General features: G+C 71.7%; 13 protein-coding genes. 7 read left to right on the top strand and 6 right to left on the bottom strand.

All coding sequences use genetic code 11. From position 1 onward, the window contains the following. Nucleotide 1: 1 nt before the first annotated feature. Nucleotides 2–688 carry a tetratricopeptide repeat protein gene (locus tag K8625_RS28255; RefSeq protein WP_370640405.1) on the bottom strand — a complete coding sequence of 229 codons (687 nt, stop codon included), beginning with the start codon at nt 686–688 and terminating at the stop codon, nt 2–4. Nucleotides 689–788: 100 nt separating this feature from the next. On the opposite strand from K8625_RS28255, the gene K8625_RS28260 reads away from it, so the two are divergent. The 3 genes from K8625_RS28260 to cmk are packed head-to-tail and all read left to right on the top strand — an operon-like array spanning nt 789 to nt 3,588. Beyond that, the gene (locus K8625_RS28260) at nt 789–1,757 is read left to right on the top strand and encodes an acetyl-CoA carboxylase carboxyltransferase subunit alpha (protein WP_223749915.1); all 969 of its coding nucleotides are present in this window, start codon (nt 789–791) and stop codon (nt 1,755–1,757) included. 47 nt (nt 1,758–1,804) lie between these two features. Continuing rightward, entirely contained in the window at nt 1,805–2,896 is a 1,092-nt protein-coding gene (hisC, locus tag K8625_RS28265) for a histidinol-phosphate transaminase (RefSeq protein WP_223749914.1), read from the top strand. Continuing rightward, a complete protein-coding gene (cmk, locus tag K8625_RS28270) occupies nt 2,893–3,588 on the top strand; it encodes a (d)CMP kinase (RefSeq protein WP_223784443.1) in 696 nt (231 codons plus the stop codon). Before hisC ends, cmk begins: the two co-directional genes overlap by 4 nt. A gap of 40 nt (nt 3,589–3,628) precedes the next feature. Here cmk and K8625_RS28275 read toward each other — a convergent pair whose 3' ends face one another. Continuing rightward, entirely contained in the window at nt 3,629–5,767 is a 2,139-nt protein-coding gene (locus K8625_RS28275; protein ID WP_223784444.1) for a transglycosylase SLT domain-containing protein, read from the bottom strand. Between the two features lie 352 nt (nt 5,768–6,119). On the opposite strand from K8625_RS28275, the gene K8625_RS28280 reads away from it, so the two are divergent. Next, on the top strand, nt 6,120–6,353 hold the full coding sequence (locus tag K8625_RS28280; protein ID WP_046713590.1) for a hypothetical protein: 234 nt from the start codon (nt 6,120–6,122) through the stop codon (nt 6,351–6,353). Nucleotides 6,354–6,434: 81 nt separating this feature from the next. Here the strand turns inward: K8625_RS28280 and K8625_RS28285 are convergent, their stop codons facing one another. Both K8625_RS28285 and K8625_RS28290 read right to left on the bottom strand, forming a co-directional pair. Beyond that, on the bottom strand, nt 6,435–8,018 hold the full coding sequence (locus K8625_RS28285) for a CAP domain-containing protein (RefSeq protein ID WP_223784445.1): 1,584 nt from the start codon (nt 8,016–8,018) through the stop codon (nt 6,435–6,437). Then, the gene (locus tag K8625_RS28290; protein WP_370641994.1) at nt 8,015–8,359 is read right to left on the bottom strand and encodes a DciA family protein; all 345 of its coding nucleotides are present in this window, start codon (nt 8,357–8,359) and stop codon (nt 8,015–8,017) included. The genes K8625_RS28285 and K8625_RS28290 overlap by 4 nt, the downstream gene beginning before the upstream one ends. A 134-nt stretch (nt 8,360–8,493) precedes the next feature. Here K8625_RS28290 and K8625_RS28295 point away from each other — a divergent pair, with 134 nt between their 5' ends. Together K8625_RS28295 and K8625_RS28300 are read left to right on the top strand one after the other, a co-directional pair. After that, nucleotides 8,494–11,112, top strand: coding sequence for a carboxypeptidase regulatory-like domain-containing protein (locus K8625_RS28295; RefSeq protein ID WP_223784446.1), 2,619 nt, complete (start codon nt 8,494–8,496; stop codon nt 11,110–11,112). A 96-nt stretch (nt 11,113–11,208) separates the two neighbouring features. Further along, complete coding sequence (locus tag K8625_RS28300) at nt 11,209–12,084, top strand: GGDEF domain-containing protein (RefSeq protein WP_046717966.1); 876 nt, start codon at nt 11,209–11,211, stop codon at nt 12,082–12,084. Nucleotides 12,085–12,129: 45 nt separating this feature from the next. Here the strand turns inward: K8625_RS28300 and K8625_RS28305 are convergent, their stop codons facing one another. Next, nucleotides 12,130–13,788: a lysophospholipid acyltransferase family protein gene (locus tag K8625_RS28305; RefSeq protein ID WP_223749909.1), complete on the bottom strand. Its 1,659-nt coding sequence runs from the start codon at nt 13,786–13,788 to the stop codon at nt 12,130–12,132. A gap of 791 nt (nt 13,789–14,579) precedes the next feature. After that, nucleotides 14,580–15,545, bottom strand: coding sequence for an SDR family oxidoreductase (locus tag K8625_RS28310; RefSeq protein ID WP_223749908.1), 966 nt, complete (start codon nt 15,543–15,545; stop codon nt 14,580–14,582). A gap of 101 nt (nt 15,546–15,646) precedes the next feature. On the opposite strand from K8625_RS28310, the gene mutL reads away from it, so the two are divergent. Continuing rightward, nucleotides 15,647–17,512, top strand: a complete 1,866-nt coding sequence (gene mutL, locus K8625_RS28315; RefSeq protein ID WP_223784447.1) for a DNA mismatch repair endonuclease MutL — start codon at nt 15,647–15,649, stop codon at nt 17,510–17,512. The last annotated feature ends 8 nt before the right edge of the window (nt 17,513–17,520 follow it).

A 17,520-nucleotide genomic window follows, 5' to 3' on the forward strand; every position in this document is an offset into this window, starting at 1 on the left:
CTCAGGCGTCACACTCGGACGGCGCGTCGGTGAAGGTTCCCCACTGGGGGAACGTCAGCGCGCCGGTCTCGGTCAGCGTGCCCGTCACGGGCGCCTCGCCGCGCAGCCTCAGCTCCACCTGGCGCCCCTTCACGGAGTACGTGCCGGAGAGCTCCGAGCGGTGGGGCTTTCCCTCCGCGTCCACGTCGCGATTCCAGAGCGTCACGCGGCCCTGGGTGCGGAAGCGCAGGCCCCGGGTGGTGCCGTGGACACCCACGCCCGGGCCGTACCAGCTCACGTTGCGCAGGAGGAAGGGGACGTCGGCCTCCTTCTCCGGGACGCGGCCCTGCAGGCGCTGCCAGCCGAGGGTGTCCCGGATGCCGTCGAAGTCCGCGTCCTGGCGGGCGCGCGTCAGCCGGCGGGCGTCCCGCTTCACGGCCTGGGTGAGGTGCTCGACGATGACGTCCCGGTGGGCACCGTACTCGCAGACCTGGCCCTGCTTGCGGAGCACGCCCAGGGTGGCGGCGGTGTTGTAGCGGGGCAGGGCGTAGTCCGGGGCCGCTCGGACGGCGGCCTGGAACTTCTCCAGGGCCTCTGGATAGCGGCCGGCCTGGTACAGGCGGAAGCCCTCGGTGTTGAGGGCCCTTGCGGGGGCCGGGACGGGGGCGGCGCTCAGCGCGAGGACGAGCAGCGGCAGGGCATGAAGCATGGCGTCCGGAGGGGCGTGGGGTGTCCGGCACCGTGACACGGTGCGGTGCGTAAGTGCTTGCGCGTTGAAAGGTGCCATACCCTGGTGCTAGTTCCGCGCCATGGCAACCGGCATCAGTTACGCGCTCGACTTCGAGCGCCCGCTCATCGAACTGGAGAAGAAGATCGATGAGCTCAAGGCGTTGTCCACGGGTGGATCCGCGGACTTCACCTCGGAGATTTCGAAGCTCGAGAAGAAGGCGAAGAAGCTCCAGACGGAGATCTTCAGCGACCTGACGCGGTGGCAGGTGGTGCAGATGTCCCGCCACCCCGCGCGGCCCTACTTCCTGGATTACGTCCGCTTCCTCTTCACGGACTTCGTGGAGCTGTGCGGAGACCGGCACTTCGGCGAGGACCCGTCCATCGTCGGCGGTTTCGCGCGCTTCGACGGCAAGCCGGTGATGGTGATGGGGCACCAGAAGGGCCGCAACACCAAGGAGAACATGGCGCGCAACTTCGGCATGCCGCGCCCGGAGGGCTACCGCAAGGCGCGCCGGCTGATGGAACTGGCGGAGCGCTTCGAGAAGCCCATCCTCACCTTCGTGGACACGCCGGGCGCGTACCCGGGCATCGGCGCGGAGGAGCGCGGACAGGCCGAGGCCATCGCCGTCAACCTGGAGGTGATGAGCCGGCTGCGCGTGCCCATCATCTCCACGGTGGTGGGTGAGGGCGGCTCGGGGGGCGCGCTGGCCATCGGCGTGGGCAACCGCGTGCTGATGCTCCAGAACAGCGTCTACTCGGTCATCTCACCGGAGGGCTGCGCCTCCATCCTCTTCCGCGACGCCAGCAAGGCGGACAAGGCGGCGGACGCGATGAAGCTGACGGCGAGCGACCTGGTCCAGATGAAGATCGTCGACGAGGTCGTGCAGGAGCCCGCGGGTGGCGCCCACCGCGATCCGGCGAAGATGGCGGAGGCCTTGGGCAAGACGCTGCGCAAGCACCTGACCCAGCTGGCCGAGCTGACGCCCGACGGCCTGGTCAAGGACCGCTACGCGAAGTTCCGCGCGCTCGGTGTGTTCTCCGGGCGCTGAGCCAGCCACCGCTCATTCGAGCCACCACTTCCAGGGCCCCGTCTCCCATGCGACCTCTCGTTCCTTCCTACGTCGAGACGCTCAAGCCGTACGTCCCGGGCAAGCCCATCGAGGAGACCGAGCGCGAGTTCGGGCTCTCCGGCGTCATCAAGCTGGCCTCCAACGAGAACCCGCTGGGGCCCTCCCCGCGGGCGCTCGAGGCGATGCGGCACGCGTCCGCCCAGGTGCACCTGTATCCGGATGCCACGTCGTTCCACCTGGTGCGCCGGCTGGCCGCGTCCCTGGGCGTGCAGCCTCAGGAAGTGGTGCTGGGCAGCGGCTCCAACGAGCTCATCGAGCTGCTCATCCGCACCTTCACCACGCCGGAGGATGAGATCCTCCTGTGCAAGAACTCGTTCGCCGCGTACCGCATCTCCGCGCAGGCCCACGGGCGGCCCTTCGTGGAGGTGCCGATGCGCGAGGGCTACCAGTACGACTTGGAGGCCATGGCGCGCGCGGTGACGCCGCGCACGCGGCTCATCTTCCTGGCCAACCCGGACAACCCCACGGGCACGGCGTTCGGCCGCGAGGCGCTGGAGAAGTTCCTGGCGGCGGTGCCGTCCGAGGTGCTGGTGGTCTACGACGAGGCCTACTTCGAGTTCGTCGACTGGCCCGAGTACGTCAGCGGGGTGGAGCTGTTCCGGCGCCACCCGAACCTGGTCGCGCTGCGCACGTTCAGCAAGATCCACGGGCTCGCCGGCATCCGGCTGGGCTACGGGGTGATGGACGCGAAGCTGGCGACGTACGTGCAGCGCACGCGCATGCCCTTCAACCTCACGGTGGTGGCGCAGGCGGCGGGGCTCGCGGCGCTCGAGGACACCGAGCACGTGAAGCGCACGCGCGAGAACAACCGGGAAGGGTTGCGCTACTTCGAGGCGGAGCTGCCCAGGCTGGGAATCACGCTCACGAAGAGCCACGCCAACTTCGTGTTCGCCGACTTCCGCCGCTCGTCCACGGAGCTGTATGAGCTGCTGTTGCGCAAGGGCGTCATCGTCCGGCCGTTCGCGGGCGGCGGCTTCCCGACCTGCCTGCGCATCTCGGTGGGCACCGCGTCGGAGAACGAGCGCTGTGTGCGCGCGCTGAAGGAGGTGCTCGCGTGACGGGCGCTCGCTGCTTCATCGTCGCCATCGATGGTCCCGCGGGCGCGGGCAAGTCCACGGTGTCCAAGCTGCTGGCGCGCCGGCTCGGGTTCAGCCTGGTGGACACGGGCGCCATCTATCGCTGCGTGGCGCTGCTCGCGCGGCGTGAGCGCATCGCCTACGACGACGATGCCCGCCTGGGCGAGCTGCTCGGCCGCGTGCACATCCACTTCCAGGTGGTGGGTGAGGAGAACCGCGTGTTCCTCGGCGACGAGGACGTGTCGGGGGAGATCCGCTCGCCGGAGATCTCCATGGCCGCCTCGCAGGTGTCGGGCCGCCCGGTGGTGCGCGCGGGACTGCTTCAACTGCAGCGGCGGCTCGCGCTCGAGTCGAGCAAGGGCTCCATCCTGGAGGGGCGCGACATCGGCACGGTGGTGTTCCCGGACGCGGACGCCAAGTTCTTCCTGGAGGCCAGCCCCGAGGTGCGCGCGCGTCGTCGCTTCGAGGAGCTGTTCCAGAAGGGCGTGGAGAGCAGCCTGGGCGACGTGCTCGCGGACCAGACCAAGCGCGACAAGGACGACTCCGCGCGCGCGGTGGCCCCGCTGAAGGCCGCGGACGACGCCGTCCGCGTGGACTCCAGCAGCCTCCCGCTGTCGGAGGTCGTCCACAACATGGAGGCGGAGATCCTCCGCCGCATGGCCGCGCGAGGGTAGGGGACGGGCCCGGAGCGACGGGCCCGCCGCCGCTCGACTTCTAGAAGGTGACGCCCTCCTTCGAGGGGGCGGGCACCACGAGCGACAGCCGGGGCTGCTGGGTTCCCTGGGCGCCGTAGAAGCCGTGGTAGAGGAACAGGTCCGCCACCACCTGCTTCACGTAGCCGCGCGTCTCGCGGAACGGGATGGACTCCACGAAGAGGTCCAACGGCAGGTCACCGCGCTCCTGGGCCCACTTCGCCGCGGCGGTGGGGCCCGCGTTGTAGGCGGCGGCCGCGAGCACCGGATGCGCGAAGCGCTCCATCAGCCGTGACAGATACCAGGCCCCGTAGCGGATGTTGCGTTCGGGCGAGAAGAGGTCCGCCGGCGCGGGAGCCGGCTCGGCGAGCTTCTGCGCGATCTCCGTCGCCGTCTTCGGAATGATCTGCATCAGCCCGCGCGCGTCCGCCGCGCTCATCACCTCGGGCTTGAACGCGCTCTCGCGGCGCATGATGGCCCAGACGAGGAACGGGTCGACCTTGTGCGTGGTCGCCGCCTGCTCCACGGCGTTGGAGAACGCGCGGGGGTAGAACGCCGCCAGCGCGTCCGGCTCGCGCGAGCCGAAGGCCCGGCCCCACAGGTGTCGCGCCGCCACGGTGTGCGCGTGGCCAAACTCGCCCAGGCTCAAGAGCGCGTGCGCGAACGGCAGCGCCTGGTCCGCCGAGCGCAGCCTCGCCACGTGGGTCTCCACCTCGTCCGCCGCGTCCCGGAAGAGCCCCGCGCGCGTCAGCTCCACCGCGAGCGCCAGCTCGGGAGGCCGTGGCAGCTCCAGCGCCAGGGGCGGCTTGGGGAAGCGCGCCGGAGCCGGCCGTCCCAACTCCTGGAGCCGCTCCGAGGCGAGCAGCGCGTAGAACGACGCCGGAGACGAGGCGATGAGCCGCTCGTACTCCGGCCCCACCACGTCCGCCGTGGCGCCGCCCAGTTCCTGACTGCGCGCCATCCAGTAGCGGGCCTGGGGCGCGAGGCTTCCTCGGGGATAGGCCGTCACCAGCGCGTCCAGCGCCTCGCGCGCCTTGGCGTAGTCCGCGAGCCGCAGATACGCGAGCGCGCGGAACCACATGCCCTCGTCCCGACGGCGCGAGCGCGTGTAGCGGTCCGCGTGCGAGGTGAAGGACTTCGCGGCCTCCTCGAAGCGGCCCGCCTGTAGATCCAACCAGCCCGCGAAGAAGGCGCCTTCCTCACCCGCCGACTGCGCCGCGTACTTCTTGGCCAGGCCCGCCATCAGCTCCCGGGCCCTGTCGTTGTCATCCGCCCGCAGGGCCCGCCGCGCGACGACCAGCTCCGCCTCCGCGGCCGTCTCCGCAGAGCCCTTGCGCGCCAGCGCCAGCGCCTTGTGCGCCTCCTCGTCCCGCTTCTGCGCGAACAGGCCCTTGGCCCTCAGGAGCGACACCTTCGCCGACTGTTCCTTGCCGAGCTTCTCACCCGCGAGCGCGTCCAGCTCCGCCAGCGCGCGCTGCGAGGCACCTCCGGACAGGAAGCCCTCGGCCCGGCGCGAGCGCTCGGCGAAACCCAGGCGCACCGCCGGGCGACGCTCGGAGAGCGCCTTCAACGCGTCATCGGCATACGGGTGTGTGGGAAAGCGCAGCGCGACCTCCAGCAGGTCCGCCTGCTGGCCCGCGCGGTTGCCCGACTCGCCCCGCGCCTGCGCCCGCTGGAACAGCAGCTCCGGCGTGGGCGTGGCCTTCACCGCCGACTCGAGCACCCCCACCGCCTGCTTCGCCTTGCCCGCCTTGAGCAGGGCTTCCCCCAGCCGGGCCCGCGCGCGGGTCACCAGGTCCAGCGGCGCCCCCGGGAACTCCAGCACGCGCGCGAAGTCGAGCGCGGCGCCCGGTGCGTCCCCGGCGTAGAAGCGGGCCTGGCCCAGGTAGAAGGCGCGGTAGGGCTCCAGCAGGGCGGGGGCGGGGTTGGCCGCCAGCATGTCCCGGGCCTCGGCCGCGCGTCCCTCGGAGAGGGCCAGCGTGCCCGCCAGGAGGCCCAGCCGTCCCGCATCCGCGCAGCGCTTCGCCGCGCACTCGGTCCACTCCCGCTCGGCCAGGGAGGTCGCGTCCGCCTGGTGAAGCCGTACGGCCTCCAGGGTTGTCGGGGATTGTCCGAGGGAAACCCCCAGTGCACACCCCGCGACCATCCCCATCCAGCTCATGTGGTTCTTCCTTTCACGACGCGGCTTTGCGACCAGCCAACGAGATGCATCCGTCAGGCATTCCCCTCTCACACCAGGGGGGTGGTTTGACAGCCGGCCCGACAAGTCCTAAATCCGCGCGCCATCGGGCCGGTCCGAACTGTTCTTCATCCGCAGCATTCGCTGAAAGCGTTCAGGCGATTACGTGCTCTTGGGTCCGTCGAGTGGACCCATTGCGTCACCCGGGGTGCATCACTACGTTGCGCGGCCGTTGCGCGCTACCCCGGTCCGTCGAAGCCTGGCGGGACCTGTCGTCCGGTAACACTGCTCGTTCACAGCGCTCGGGGGGGAAACAGCACAGAGGGAGGGCTCCATGAAGCCGTGTCCAGCCGATCTGCCGCAAACCATCAATCCCGAGGCCGGGCCGAAGCGTGCCGGCGTCGAGACGCATCGCAATCTGAATTGCCATCAGTACGACAACTGCCTGGATGAGGCGGTGCGTCGTGGGTGGCAGTCCTTCACCTGCATGAAGTGCCCGATGTACCAGCACGTCGCGCCCCCGCAGATGGGGCTCGAGGCGTACGCCACCCAGCGTCGCCCCGTCTGATGCCGCACCGGAGTCGCTTCACCGTGTGAGGGGATGCCCCGTTATGGAGAGGGGCGCCCCACACGGAGGTTCCGCCCGTCGTCACTGCACGGCGGCGTAGATGACGGCGACCCAGTATTGCTTCGCGCCGAAGCGCTTCGAATCCCCGCGCACCACCCCGACGCCCACCCGGTTGTTGGTGGCCTCGGCGACGCTGCGGGACTCGGGGAGCGAGGCCGGGTCCGACACCACGAAGAAGTCCACCGACGCCGTGCCCGCGTCGGGCAGCACCTGGAACACGCGCTCGTGCAGCGGGGCCTCGCCCGGCTGCGCGGCCGGTTGGTCCATCTCCAGCGCGTGCCGGGCGTGCGCCTGCGCGAGCGACTCCAGCACCTCGCTGCGCGCCATGGGCGGCAGCTTCTTCGCCGTGCGGTGGCGGGCCAGCGCGTCGTAGGCGTCCTGCCTGGGATTCTCCGGGTCCGCGGACGCGGGAGACGCGGCGGTGAAGACCTCGGTGACGATGGCCTCGTTGCGTCCGCCGACCTTCTGGAAGGTGACGCCCACGCCCATGAACCGGAAGCCCGGGTCCAGCAGGTTGCGGCGGTGGCCGGGGCTGTGCTCGATGCCGAAGTGCGCCGCGAGCGGCCCGGCGGCCTGGCCCAGGTTCTCACCCGCCCGCACGTAGCGGGTCCCTGGCGGGAGTCGACGGGTGAGGGTGCTGCCATCCGGGGCCACGTGCGCGAAGAAGCCCTCGGCGGACATGCGCTGGCTGTACGCCTGGGCCACGCGCTCGAGCAGCGGGTCCGGCGTCAGCTCCACCAGGCCATGCGCGCGGCGCAGGGCGTTGATGCGCTCATGGAGCGCCACGCGCGCGGTCTCCACGGTGGTAGGCTCCACGTTGCTCTCGCGCAGGCCGCGTCGGCGCACCTCGCCAATCTGCGTGAGGAACAGCGAGGTGACCTCCGGTCCCGCTTCGCCTCGCGCCACCACCTCCACCGTGTAGGTGCCGGGGGTGAGGAAGTCCAGGCGCGAGCAGAAGTCGGAGCCCTGGGTGCCTCGCCGCGTGAGCGGGACGATGATGACCTCGCCATCGGGACGGGTGACGTAGATCTCCGGCTGGCTCAGCGAGGGGCCCAGCCGTCCGCAGAGCGTCTGGACCGCGCGCTCACCGGGCATGACGCGCGGGAAGGGGCGCAGCTCCGCCTTGCGGTCCGACAGCAGCGTCACCAGCGCGGCGCGCTTGTCGACGAACGCGACGCCCACGCCGAAGTGGGTGGCCCGCTCCGTGTTCAGGTCCGGCCGGGCGCGCAGGGACTCGAGCGCGTGCTGGTGGGCCCACGCTCGGATGACGAGCGCCCGGGGCGCGGGGTCCGCGGCGCCCGCGTCGCTGATGGCCTCGGTGAGCGTGAAGAGGTCCGGCGCGCCGGTGAAGGCCCCGCTGAGCGCCTCGCGCGCCAGCCGTCGGGCCGCTTCGACGAGCGAGGCGTCCTCGGCGGGGGCGCGGCGGCCCACGCGCTCGAACTCGCGCACCACGTGCTGCGCGGCTTGCTGCTCCATGGCCTCGGTGGGTGTCAGCGGCACCTTCGGCCTGGGCGGGGGCGCCTGTTGTTGTGCGGGCGGCGCGGCCGGGCCACGTGGCGCGGGCGCGGCGGTGAGCAACAGGGAGAGGGCGAGCGCGGCGATCATCGCCCCTCCCAACGGAAGGCGAGCGCCTTCACCGTGTCCGCGCCCAGCCGCTCGTTCAAGCGGGCGCAGAGCGACGCGGCCTCGGGCTCCAGCGTGCGCGCCCACTCGGGGCTCGTCACCGACACGAGCAGGGTGCCACCCTCGAGGGCACGTGGGGTCGCATGGCGGGCAATGTGCGCACCCACCACCGAGGCCCACACCGGCGCCAGGGGATGTCCGCGCCCGGACTCACCGGCGAGGCGACCCAGGACTCGGGGGAGAAGGCTTTCAAGTGACTTCGGCTCGCCGCGGGCCATCGCGCGCGATGATGATTCGTGAGACCCTGAAAGCCAACCTTCCATTGCGTGGTGGAAGGGCGAGCGGGCGGCCGGGTCCGACGAAGTCCAGTGGAGGCAGGTCGAGCCTCCACGACGTCGCGCGTCGGTCGTCGTCCCTGTAAGGTCGAGGGTGTTCCGCCCCCCGGGAGCCGCATCGCATGAGTCGCTCGCTTCGTCCCTACCTGCTGTCGGCCCTCGTGTGTGTGCTGGGGATGCTGGCGGGCTGTGGTGACGCGTTCGACTCGACCCCTGGCATCCCCGCGGAGCCCAAGCCCAAGCCGACGGCGTGCGCGGTGGACCAGGACTGCCCGGACCCCGCGCTCTTCTTCTGCAACACCGCGCAGTCCCGCTGTGAGCCCGCGTGTCGCACGCGCGCGGACTGTGGCTCGGCCCGGCGTCAGGAGTACGCGCTGCCCATGTGCGACGCTCCAATGGGGTGCGAGTGCGACATGAACCGGTGCATGGCGGCGCTGTGCGCGGCGGACGCGGACTGCGAGGTGGACGAGGTCTGTCGCGATGGCGCCTGCGTGGCGCCGCCAGCGCCCGTGCTCGCGGCCTCGTGTCAGGTGACGCCGGACGTCGTCATCGGGCGCCCAGGCACCTCCGTCGTCTTCAACGTGTGGGTGCGTGACGCCGCGGGCAGGCCCGTGGTCCCCCTTGACGGAATCGCGTGGGAGGCGCGCGCGCCGAGGGTGAAGGGGGGCGGCTCCGGGCCCCGGGTCGCGCTCGTGCTGGGCGAACCCGGTGTGGATCGCGAGGCCGTCACCGTCCGCGTCGGCTCGGCGGTCTGCTCCGCGAATGTCACCGTGCTGAGCCCCGAGGTCCCCGACGGCGGGCTCCGCGTGCTGGTGGTGGATGAGCTGACGGGACGCTCCCTGCCGCTCACCACCATCGCCATCTCCAATGAGAAGGGCGAGGTGCTCGACACGGCGCTGACGGGGCTGGACGGCGCCACCTGGGTGCCCGCGTCGGGGACGGTGGGCGTGACGGCCTTCCACCCGGACTTCGGCTACCTCACCCTGGCCCGCCATGAGGTCGAGGAGGGGCGCGACCTGCGACTCGCGCTGCGGCGCAATCCGTTGGACCTCTCGGGTGGACTCCAGGTCGACTTCGTCGAGCCGCGCGTCGTCACGCCGCCTCCGTTGACGACGCGGTCGCGGCTGCGGCTGGGATTGACGGGCCTGTCGGTGCCGGGACTCTTCTCCGAGGTCTCGACGGAGACGTTGCTGGGGTTCGAGCGCGAGGTGGAGGTGGATGCGGGCGGCACGCGCAGGCTGTCGCTGCCGTCGGGCACGGCGTTGTGGGTGGAAGGAGGGGTCGCGCCGCGGGTGTCCGCGCCGGGCGTGGCGGGGGTGTGTGACTTGTCGCTGTCGGGCGTGTTGGAGCCGGAGCTGTCCATCGCGATGGGCACGTGCGGCACGCGCTCGGCGTGGGCCGTGACGGGAGGCCTGCCGGTGGCGGAGCTGCCCCTCAACGCGTTCGACCTGGGCATGGATCCGCTGCTGATGCTGGGTCGGCTGCTGGTGCTGTCGCCCGACTTCCACTCGTCGGTGGTGCGCGACGCGTCCTTCCGCCTGGTCCCCACGCCGGGCCTCGTCGAGGGCGGGCCCCGACCGGACGCGGTGACATATCCGGAGGGGGTGTCGCTCGACTTCGAGGGCGTGCGGCTGGCGTTCCCGTTCGCCGTGCGCGTCCCGGCGCTGCCTCGCTACCGGGGTGCGTATCTGGACCGGGCCTATGTGCTGAGCACCGTGGCCGCGCCGGGTCGAGGGCTCGTGCCGCTGGGCCTGGGCGCCGCCGCCAATGTCGCGCCGGCGGATCCGAACACGGACGCGGACTCGCGGCTGGGACAGCCCGGCGTGATGTTCGTGCGCATGGCCCCCGCGCACCACGGGCTGGAGGGGCAGCCCTACCGCCTGCTCATGGGCGCCTCGTCCCGGGCGGCGCGGGATGATGCCTCGGCCGGCGTGGCGACGAGCCTGGTGGTGGCGGACCTGGCGGGGCCGCTGTTCGACCCGTCGGGGGAGCACCCGGTGCAGACCTGGTCGGGCTTCCTGCCCATCCCCGAGGACGTCCGCTACAACTTCGATGGCGCGGCGGAGGCCCGGGGGCTGGGGCCGCGTGAGCTGCGCGGCGAGGTGGACGGGCCCGCGACGTTGATCCGCGTCGTCTTCACCAACCGCCTCGGGCGCAGGTGGACGGTGCTCGTCTCTCCCGATGACCTGGAGGACGGGGTCCGGGTTCCCCGGGCGCCCATGGGCATCGAGGACCGGACCTTCTTCGGGGACCACCAGGGCTCGCGCTCGCTCTTGCGCACGGAGGTGTTGCAGGTGACGGGGCGGGACTCGCGGGATGAGCTGGGGCCCTCGCGACTGGCCGCGGCCGATGGGCCCGGGCTCGACCATGTGGGGGACCTGACCCAGGCCGCGTCGTCCCTGGACGTGGGACGTCCCGAGGTGGCCTGGCTCTATCCGGAGCTGGAGGGACAGCGGCTCACCCGGGGGAGCGCCGTGCGGGTGCGGGTCACCGGTTTCCGCCTGGGGACCAGCGCGGAGGCGGACGGCCGCGTGCGCATCGTGGTAAGGGGCGGCGCCAAGGGGTGCGAGGAGGTCCTCGTGAGTGACACGGCCTCATCTCCCACCTCGGGCGAGGTGGAGCTCCGGCTGCCGGCGAGCTGCTCCGGCCTGGGGGTGTCACTCATCGCGTCACTGGAGGACCCCGAAGGTCGCCTGCTCCGGCCCGCGGTCTCGGCCCTGCGAGGCGTGGATATTCCCTAGGTCAGGCGCGGATTCCCTACCCGGAGTCACGTGCTCTGACTCGCTTTCTTGTTTTGCAGGGTGGTAGCGTCCCGAGGGTCGTTCGCTGGAGGAGTGGTGCAGAACGAGACGGTCGTCACGGTCATCTCCAAGATCTCCGACCGGCCGGTCAACCTCGACGCGGCGCTGGTCGTGATCTACGGATTGGACCTGGGTCGGAAGCACGATTTGACGCGCGAGGAGACCCTGATTGGTCGCTCGTCGAAGTCGGACATCCAGATCGACCAGGAGTCGGTGAGTCGCAACCACGCGGCCATCTCCAATACCCGGGAGGGCGTGCGGATCCGCGACGCGGGCTCCACCAACGGCACGTTCATCAACGACGAGCTGGTGGAGGGGGTTCGCGAGCTGCGCAACGGCGACCTGGTGAAGATCGGCCGCACCATCTTCAAGTACATCGCCGGCGGCAACATCGAGGCGGCGTACCACGATGAGATCTACCGGCTGACCACGATGGACGGCCTGACGCAGATCTACAACCGGCGCTATTTCGACGAGCAGCTGGACCGGGAGCTGTCCCGCAGCCGCCGGTACGAGCGCGGGCTGTCGCTGGTGTTGATCGACATCGACCACTTCAAGAAGGTGAACGACAAGTTCGGCCACCTCGCGGGGGACTCGGTGCTCAAGCAGCTGGCGTCCACGGTGCGCACGCGCATCCGCCGCGAGGACGTCTTCGCCCGCTACGGCGGTGAGGAGTTCGCCGTCCTGTTGCCCGAGGTCGCTCTGACGGGCGCGCGTCAGCTCGCCGAGAAGGTGCGCCGGCTGGTGGAGAAGCAGCGCTTCGAGTTCGACCGTCAGGCCATCCCCGTCACCATCTCCCTGGGCGTGGCGGTGCTGGAGCCTCGCCACCGCGAGCCCGGAGACCTGGTGCGCGCGGCGGACGAGAAGCTCTTCGAGGCGAAGACGACGGGCCGCAACCGCGTCGTCGGCTGAGGGCTCCGCGCGGAGGCTTCGCGCGAAGCGGTGGGGTCCCCCGCTTCAGCCCGCGAAGACGGAGCGCCGCTCGCGCAGCAGGGAGTGGAGCATGCCCTGGATGGCCTCGCGGGTGCGCTCGGTGAGTCGTCCCACCTCGCCCAGATCGTCCGCGGCCTCGGGGGGCAGCCCGTCCATGGCGATGGGCTCGCCGAAGCGGATGCTCCACTTGGCGGGCAGGGGCAGGGGACCTGGCATCAGCGGCAGGTAGGGCAGGCCGAGGAAGCTCGCGGGGATGCGGCCGAGCATCGGCGATGTCTCCTCCGCGCCGACGATGGCCACCGGGACGATGGGCGCGCCCGTGCGCAGCGCGAGCTTCACGAAGCCGCCGCGCCCGAAGCGCTTGAGGCGATAGCGCTCACCGAAGGGCTTGCTGAGGCCCTGGTAGCCCTCGGGGAAGACGACGAGGGGGCGCTGCTCGTCGAGCAGCCGCAGCGCGTTCTCCGGGCACGCGCGCACCGCGCCCAGGCGGTTGAAGAGCGTGCCCAGCATGGGCGCGTGGAAGACCTGGTCCTCCACGAGCCAGCGTGACTCGCGCAGGTCCGGCCGCTCACGACCGAGCGTGAGCGACATCACGAGGCCGTCGTAGGGCAGGGCACCCGAGTGGTTCGCCACCAGGATGACGGCGCCGCCGGGGATGTGGTCCGTCCCCTGCGCGGAGACCCGCCAGTACTGGCCGTAGAGGAACTCGAGCACCGGCTCCAGCCGTTCGACGAGGGACGGGTCCTTGCCGTACTCGTCCAGGTGCGCGCCGCCGCCCGTTCCCAGGCCCGCGCGCACCGCGTCCAGCATGCCGTTCATCGCGCCCCACGCGCGTCCCAGTCCCTCGCTGGCCAGCGCCTGTCCGGCGATCTCCCGGGCCAGGGCGAACATGCCGCTGGCGCGCTGGGCGAGGGGACGGGGGGACCCGGCGTCGTGAGCGGGCTCGGAGGAGGCGCCGTGAAAGGCGTCGTCTCGCGAGGGGGGCACCAGGGACAGCGGGCCTCGGCGACCCGGGGGGAACTCGTCGCGCGTCGTGTCTGGCATTTCCACCTCGGGCGCCTGGAAGGTGCTGTCCACCACGGGCCTGGAGATGGTCCGCTCCCAGCCGTCCTCGACCTCCTCGGGGGTCTCGTCGAGGTCCTCGAGCTCCAGCACGGCGCCGGCCATGGCCAGGTCCTCGCGCAGCTCCAGCGTGGAGACCTCTTCGTCCTCGGCCAGCTCGTCGAGGAAGCCCACCGTGGCGCGCTCCTCGAAGGAGTCGGTGAAGGGCGGCTCGGCGGAGCGGTGGACCATCACCTCGGCGACGGCGAGCTCGGCGGCGCTCTCGGCGACCTGCGCGGCGACGGTGGCGGCGAGCTCGCGCTCGTGCTCCGGCTTGCGAGTGACGGGGCTGTGGTCGAGGACCTCCTCCACTGCGGCCTCCGCCAGTCCGGTGGCCATCTCCGTGGCGAGCAGCCGGTCCGTGGCCTCCTCGCGGCCGGCGCGTCGGTCCATGGCTTCGTCCACGGCGTGCTTCGCGGTGACCTCGGCCACCTCGGCGGCCAGGGCCTCCGCGAGCGCGTGGTCCACGTTGCGCTGCTGGGGCGTCCGCTCCGCGGCGCGCTCCTCGAGCACCGCGGGGGGCCGAGACGGTGGGGCTGCTCGCGGCGTCACCGGCGCCGCGGGCTCGCGCAGCGGCTCCACTTCGTTCTCCGTCGCGGCGAGCGGGCTGCTGGCGGACGTGCCGGTACCACGCGAGGAGTGGCTGGCGGCGACCGGAGCCTGAGAGCTGGCCGCGTGAGATGGGTCGAGCGGAGGCGTCGAAGTTCCACGGGAGTCGCCCGCAGCGGTGGTGGCTTCTCCACGCGGCCTGCTCTCACCCGGGGTGGCGCCCGCGTGGAGCGCGCGCTCGCTCGTATCGGAGGCGCCCTTGTTGGTTTCAGAGGGCGTGCCACGTGCTGTGGTGGTGAGGGGCCGCTTCAGGCCATCCCTTTCGCCAGCGGAGCCTCGTGAAGGCGAGCCCTGCGTGGAGGTGGACGGCGGCTTCCCCCGGGCCGGGGCGCCGCGTGCGGCCTTGTTGTTTCGCGACGTCGAGGCAGGCCTCGTGTTGGCGGGGCGCTGCTCTCCATTCGACTCACCTTTCGCGCCCTTGTTGTTCCGAGCCGCACTCCGCGCGGCCGTGCTGTTCCGGTTGTCGGCGTCGCGCGCGGAAGAAGGCGCGGACTTCTTCGCGTCCTTCGGCTGGACGCGCCCGTTCTGCTCCGAGCCCCGGGCCTCGGGACCACGGGACTTCGCCTTCCCGGATGCGGGCTTTCCACGAGCGGGCTGCTTCTTCGCATCGGCCCCGTTCTTCGAGTGGGCCTTCTGCGTCGCCGTGCCCTCGCGCTCGGAGGGCGGGCGGTCCCGCGGAGGGGTGCCGGGTTTCGTGCGCTCACCCTCGCGGGAGGCGGCTCCGCGCTGGAAAGGATCGTTCCCGAGGACACCCTTGGCCATCTCTAGCTCCTCTTGAGCGCCGCCGCGGCGTCCCTGACGTGGTGGAAGGGGATGAAGCCGAGGGCAGTCTCCGCGCGCTCGCCGTCGGCCACCCACGAGTAATGGATGTAGTCGAGAAGGGCTACGGGCAACGTGTCCGCTCCAACCACATCCAGCGCATGGAGTGCGCCACGGAACAATGGGCCGGGCAGGGGGAGCGGCCGGGCACCCGCCTGTCGGATGAGGCCGGACAGCGGGAGTACGCCTTGGCCAACGATGTTGAACTCCCCGGACGCCTCCGCCCGCAGCGCCAGGTGCAGCGCCCGCCCCGCGTCCTCCTCGTGCAGCCCCTGCCACAGCGGGTCGAACCCCAGCAGGGTGGGAACCACGGAGGTGCGCGTCAGCAGCCGCGTGACGGGGCTCTCGAACGCGGCCCCCAGCACCGGCGCGAAGCGCAGCACGAGCACCTTCATCTCGGGGTGCCGCTCACGGAACGCGCGGACCTGTCCCTCCACCTCCACCTTGTCGGTGACGAAGCGGCTGTGCGGACAGCCCTGCAGCGGCGAGTCCTCGCGCAGGAGCGCCGGGTTGTTCCCCCGCGCTCCATAGACGGCCGTCATCGACGGCACCACCAGCCGGGGGATGCGCGCGCGGCCCGCCGCGGTCAGCACGTTCATCGTGCCGATGACCTCCAGCTCGTGCGCCAGCGAGCCGTTGCGGATGGGGCCGAACAGGAACGCCAGGTGGTAGAGCGCGTCCACGGGGCGCTCGGTCAGCGCGTCGGTGAGCTCGCTCTCGGCGTCGTGCCGCGTGAGGTCCACCCGGTGGAACTCCACCTTGGCGCCCTCGGGACGGTTCACGTCCAGCACGACGATGCTCTCCACCTCCGGATCGCGCTCGAGCCGGGGCAGCAACAGCTTCCCGTACTCGCCGCTGGCTCCCGTCACCGCGACACGCAGCCGTCCCTTGCCTGGTCGTGACTCGTCCATACGCGAGGTCTCCTGTTAGCCCAGCCGCTCTCGAATGTCAGCCTGCACGGCTCTGTCTTGCTGGACAACGTCGTCCGGGTGGCGGAGGGTGGACGATTGCCATGGCACGCATCGCCCGTCTCAGTGACGTCCTCATCAACAAGATCGCCGCCGGCGAGGTGGTGGAGCGGCCCGCGTCCGTCGTGAAGGAGCTGGTGGAGAACTCGCTCGATGCCGGGGCGAGCACCGTGCGCGTGGACCTGTCGGGTGGGGGCGTGGACCGCATCATCGTGTCCGACGATGGACACGGCATGGGCCGCCAGGACGCCACGCTCTGTCTGGACCGCCACGCCACCAGCAAGCTGCGCGAGCTGGACGACCTGTTCCACATCGACTCCATGGGGTTTCGCGGTGAGGCGGTGCCCGCCATCGCCTCCGTGTCCCGCTTCAGCCTGCACACCGCGGAGGTCGGCGCGGACGTGGGCACGCGGGTGACGCTGGAGGGTGGGGTGGACGTGGTGGTGGAGGACGCCCCGCCGCGCACCGGCACGATCATCACCGTGGAGGACCTGTTCTTCAACGTGCCCGCGCGCCGCAAGTTCCTGCGCCGGGGCGACACCGAGCTCAAGCACGCCGAGGAGGCCGTCGTCCGGCTGGCCCTGGCCAACCCGGACGTGGGCTTCTTCGCCACCCACGAGGGCAACGAGCTGTTCTCCAGCGCGGCCTGTCCCGAGGACCCGCGCGAGCGCATCGCCGCGGCCCTGGGGCCCGCCTGTCACCCGCACCTGTTCCCCGTCGAGGAGCGCCGGCTGGGCGTCAGCGTCACCGGGTACGCGGCCTCGCCCGAGTTCACCTTCCCCAACGCGCGCGGCCTCTACACCTTCGTCAACCGCCGCTTCGTGAGGGACCGCGGCCTCATCGGCACCATCCAGCGCGCGTACCAGGACTTCCTCGCCGCCGGACGTCAGCCGGTGGTGGTGCTGAACATCGACGTGGACCCCGTCGCCGTGGACGTCAACGTCCACCCGCAGAAGCTGGAGGTCCGCTTCTCCGATGCGCGCGGCGTGTACGAGGCCATCAGCGCCGCGCTCAACCGCATGCTGCGCGCGGCCCCCTGGCTGGGCACCGGCGCCGACGCCCAGGCCGCCCTGGGCAACACGCCGCGAGACGCCGCGCACTACGCGCACGCCGTGGAGCGCTTCCTCACCCGCGCGCAGGAGGCGTCGTGGGGCGGCCCGCTGCCCACCACGCTGGACGCCGCCTCGCCCGGTCCGGGCCCCGCGCCCCTGTCCGGCGCCCCCGGCCCCATGGCCGGGATTCCCGCGCCGCTGCCCTTCGCCCACACCGGCATGCGCCCGCCCGCGTTCGGCGAGGCCCAGCCCCAGCTCAACGAGGCCCCTCCGCCGGGCTACTTCGCCGCGCTCAGGCCCATGGGCCTGCTGGGCGGCCGCTTCCACATCTGCGAGGGACCGGGCGGCACGCTGGTGGTCCTGGACCCGCACGCGGCGCTGGAGCGGGCCCGGCTGACGACATACCTGCGCGCGCTCGAGGACGAGAAGGGCCCTCCGGCGCCGTCGCTGTTCGGCACCACGCTGGAGTTCCCCGTCGCGGTGGCCAAGTCGCTCGTCGAGGGCCGCGAGGCGCTCTGCCGGCTGGGCGTCGACGTGGAGCCCTTCGGTGGCACCACCGTGGCGCTCAAGACGGTGCCGCCGGGGCTCGAGGGCGCCGATGCGCGCTCGCTGCTGGAGGCCCTGGCGCGCGCGCTGCCGCCTCGGGGCGCCACGCTGGACGCCGTCACGCTGGCGGAGGCGGTGCGGGTGCTGGCCTGTCACGCCGCGCGCAAGGCGAACACCGTGCCGCTCACGGACGCGCAGCTGCGCGCGCTGCTGGGCGAACTGGACCGGGCCGACTTCCATCCCCCGTGCAGCCACGGCACGGTGGTGGTGCTGGAGATGCCGCTGCTGGAGCTGGAGCGCCGCGCCCGTTGACCTGGCCG

It is taken from the genome of Myxococcus sp. AS-1-15 (genome assembly GCF_020037055.1).
GTDB classification, from domain to species: Bacteria; Myxococcota; Myxococcia; order Myxococcales; family Myxococcaceae; genus Myxococcus; species Myxococcus fulvus.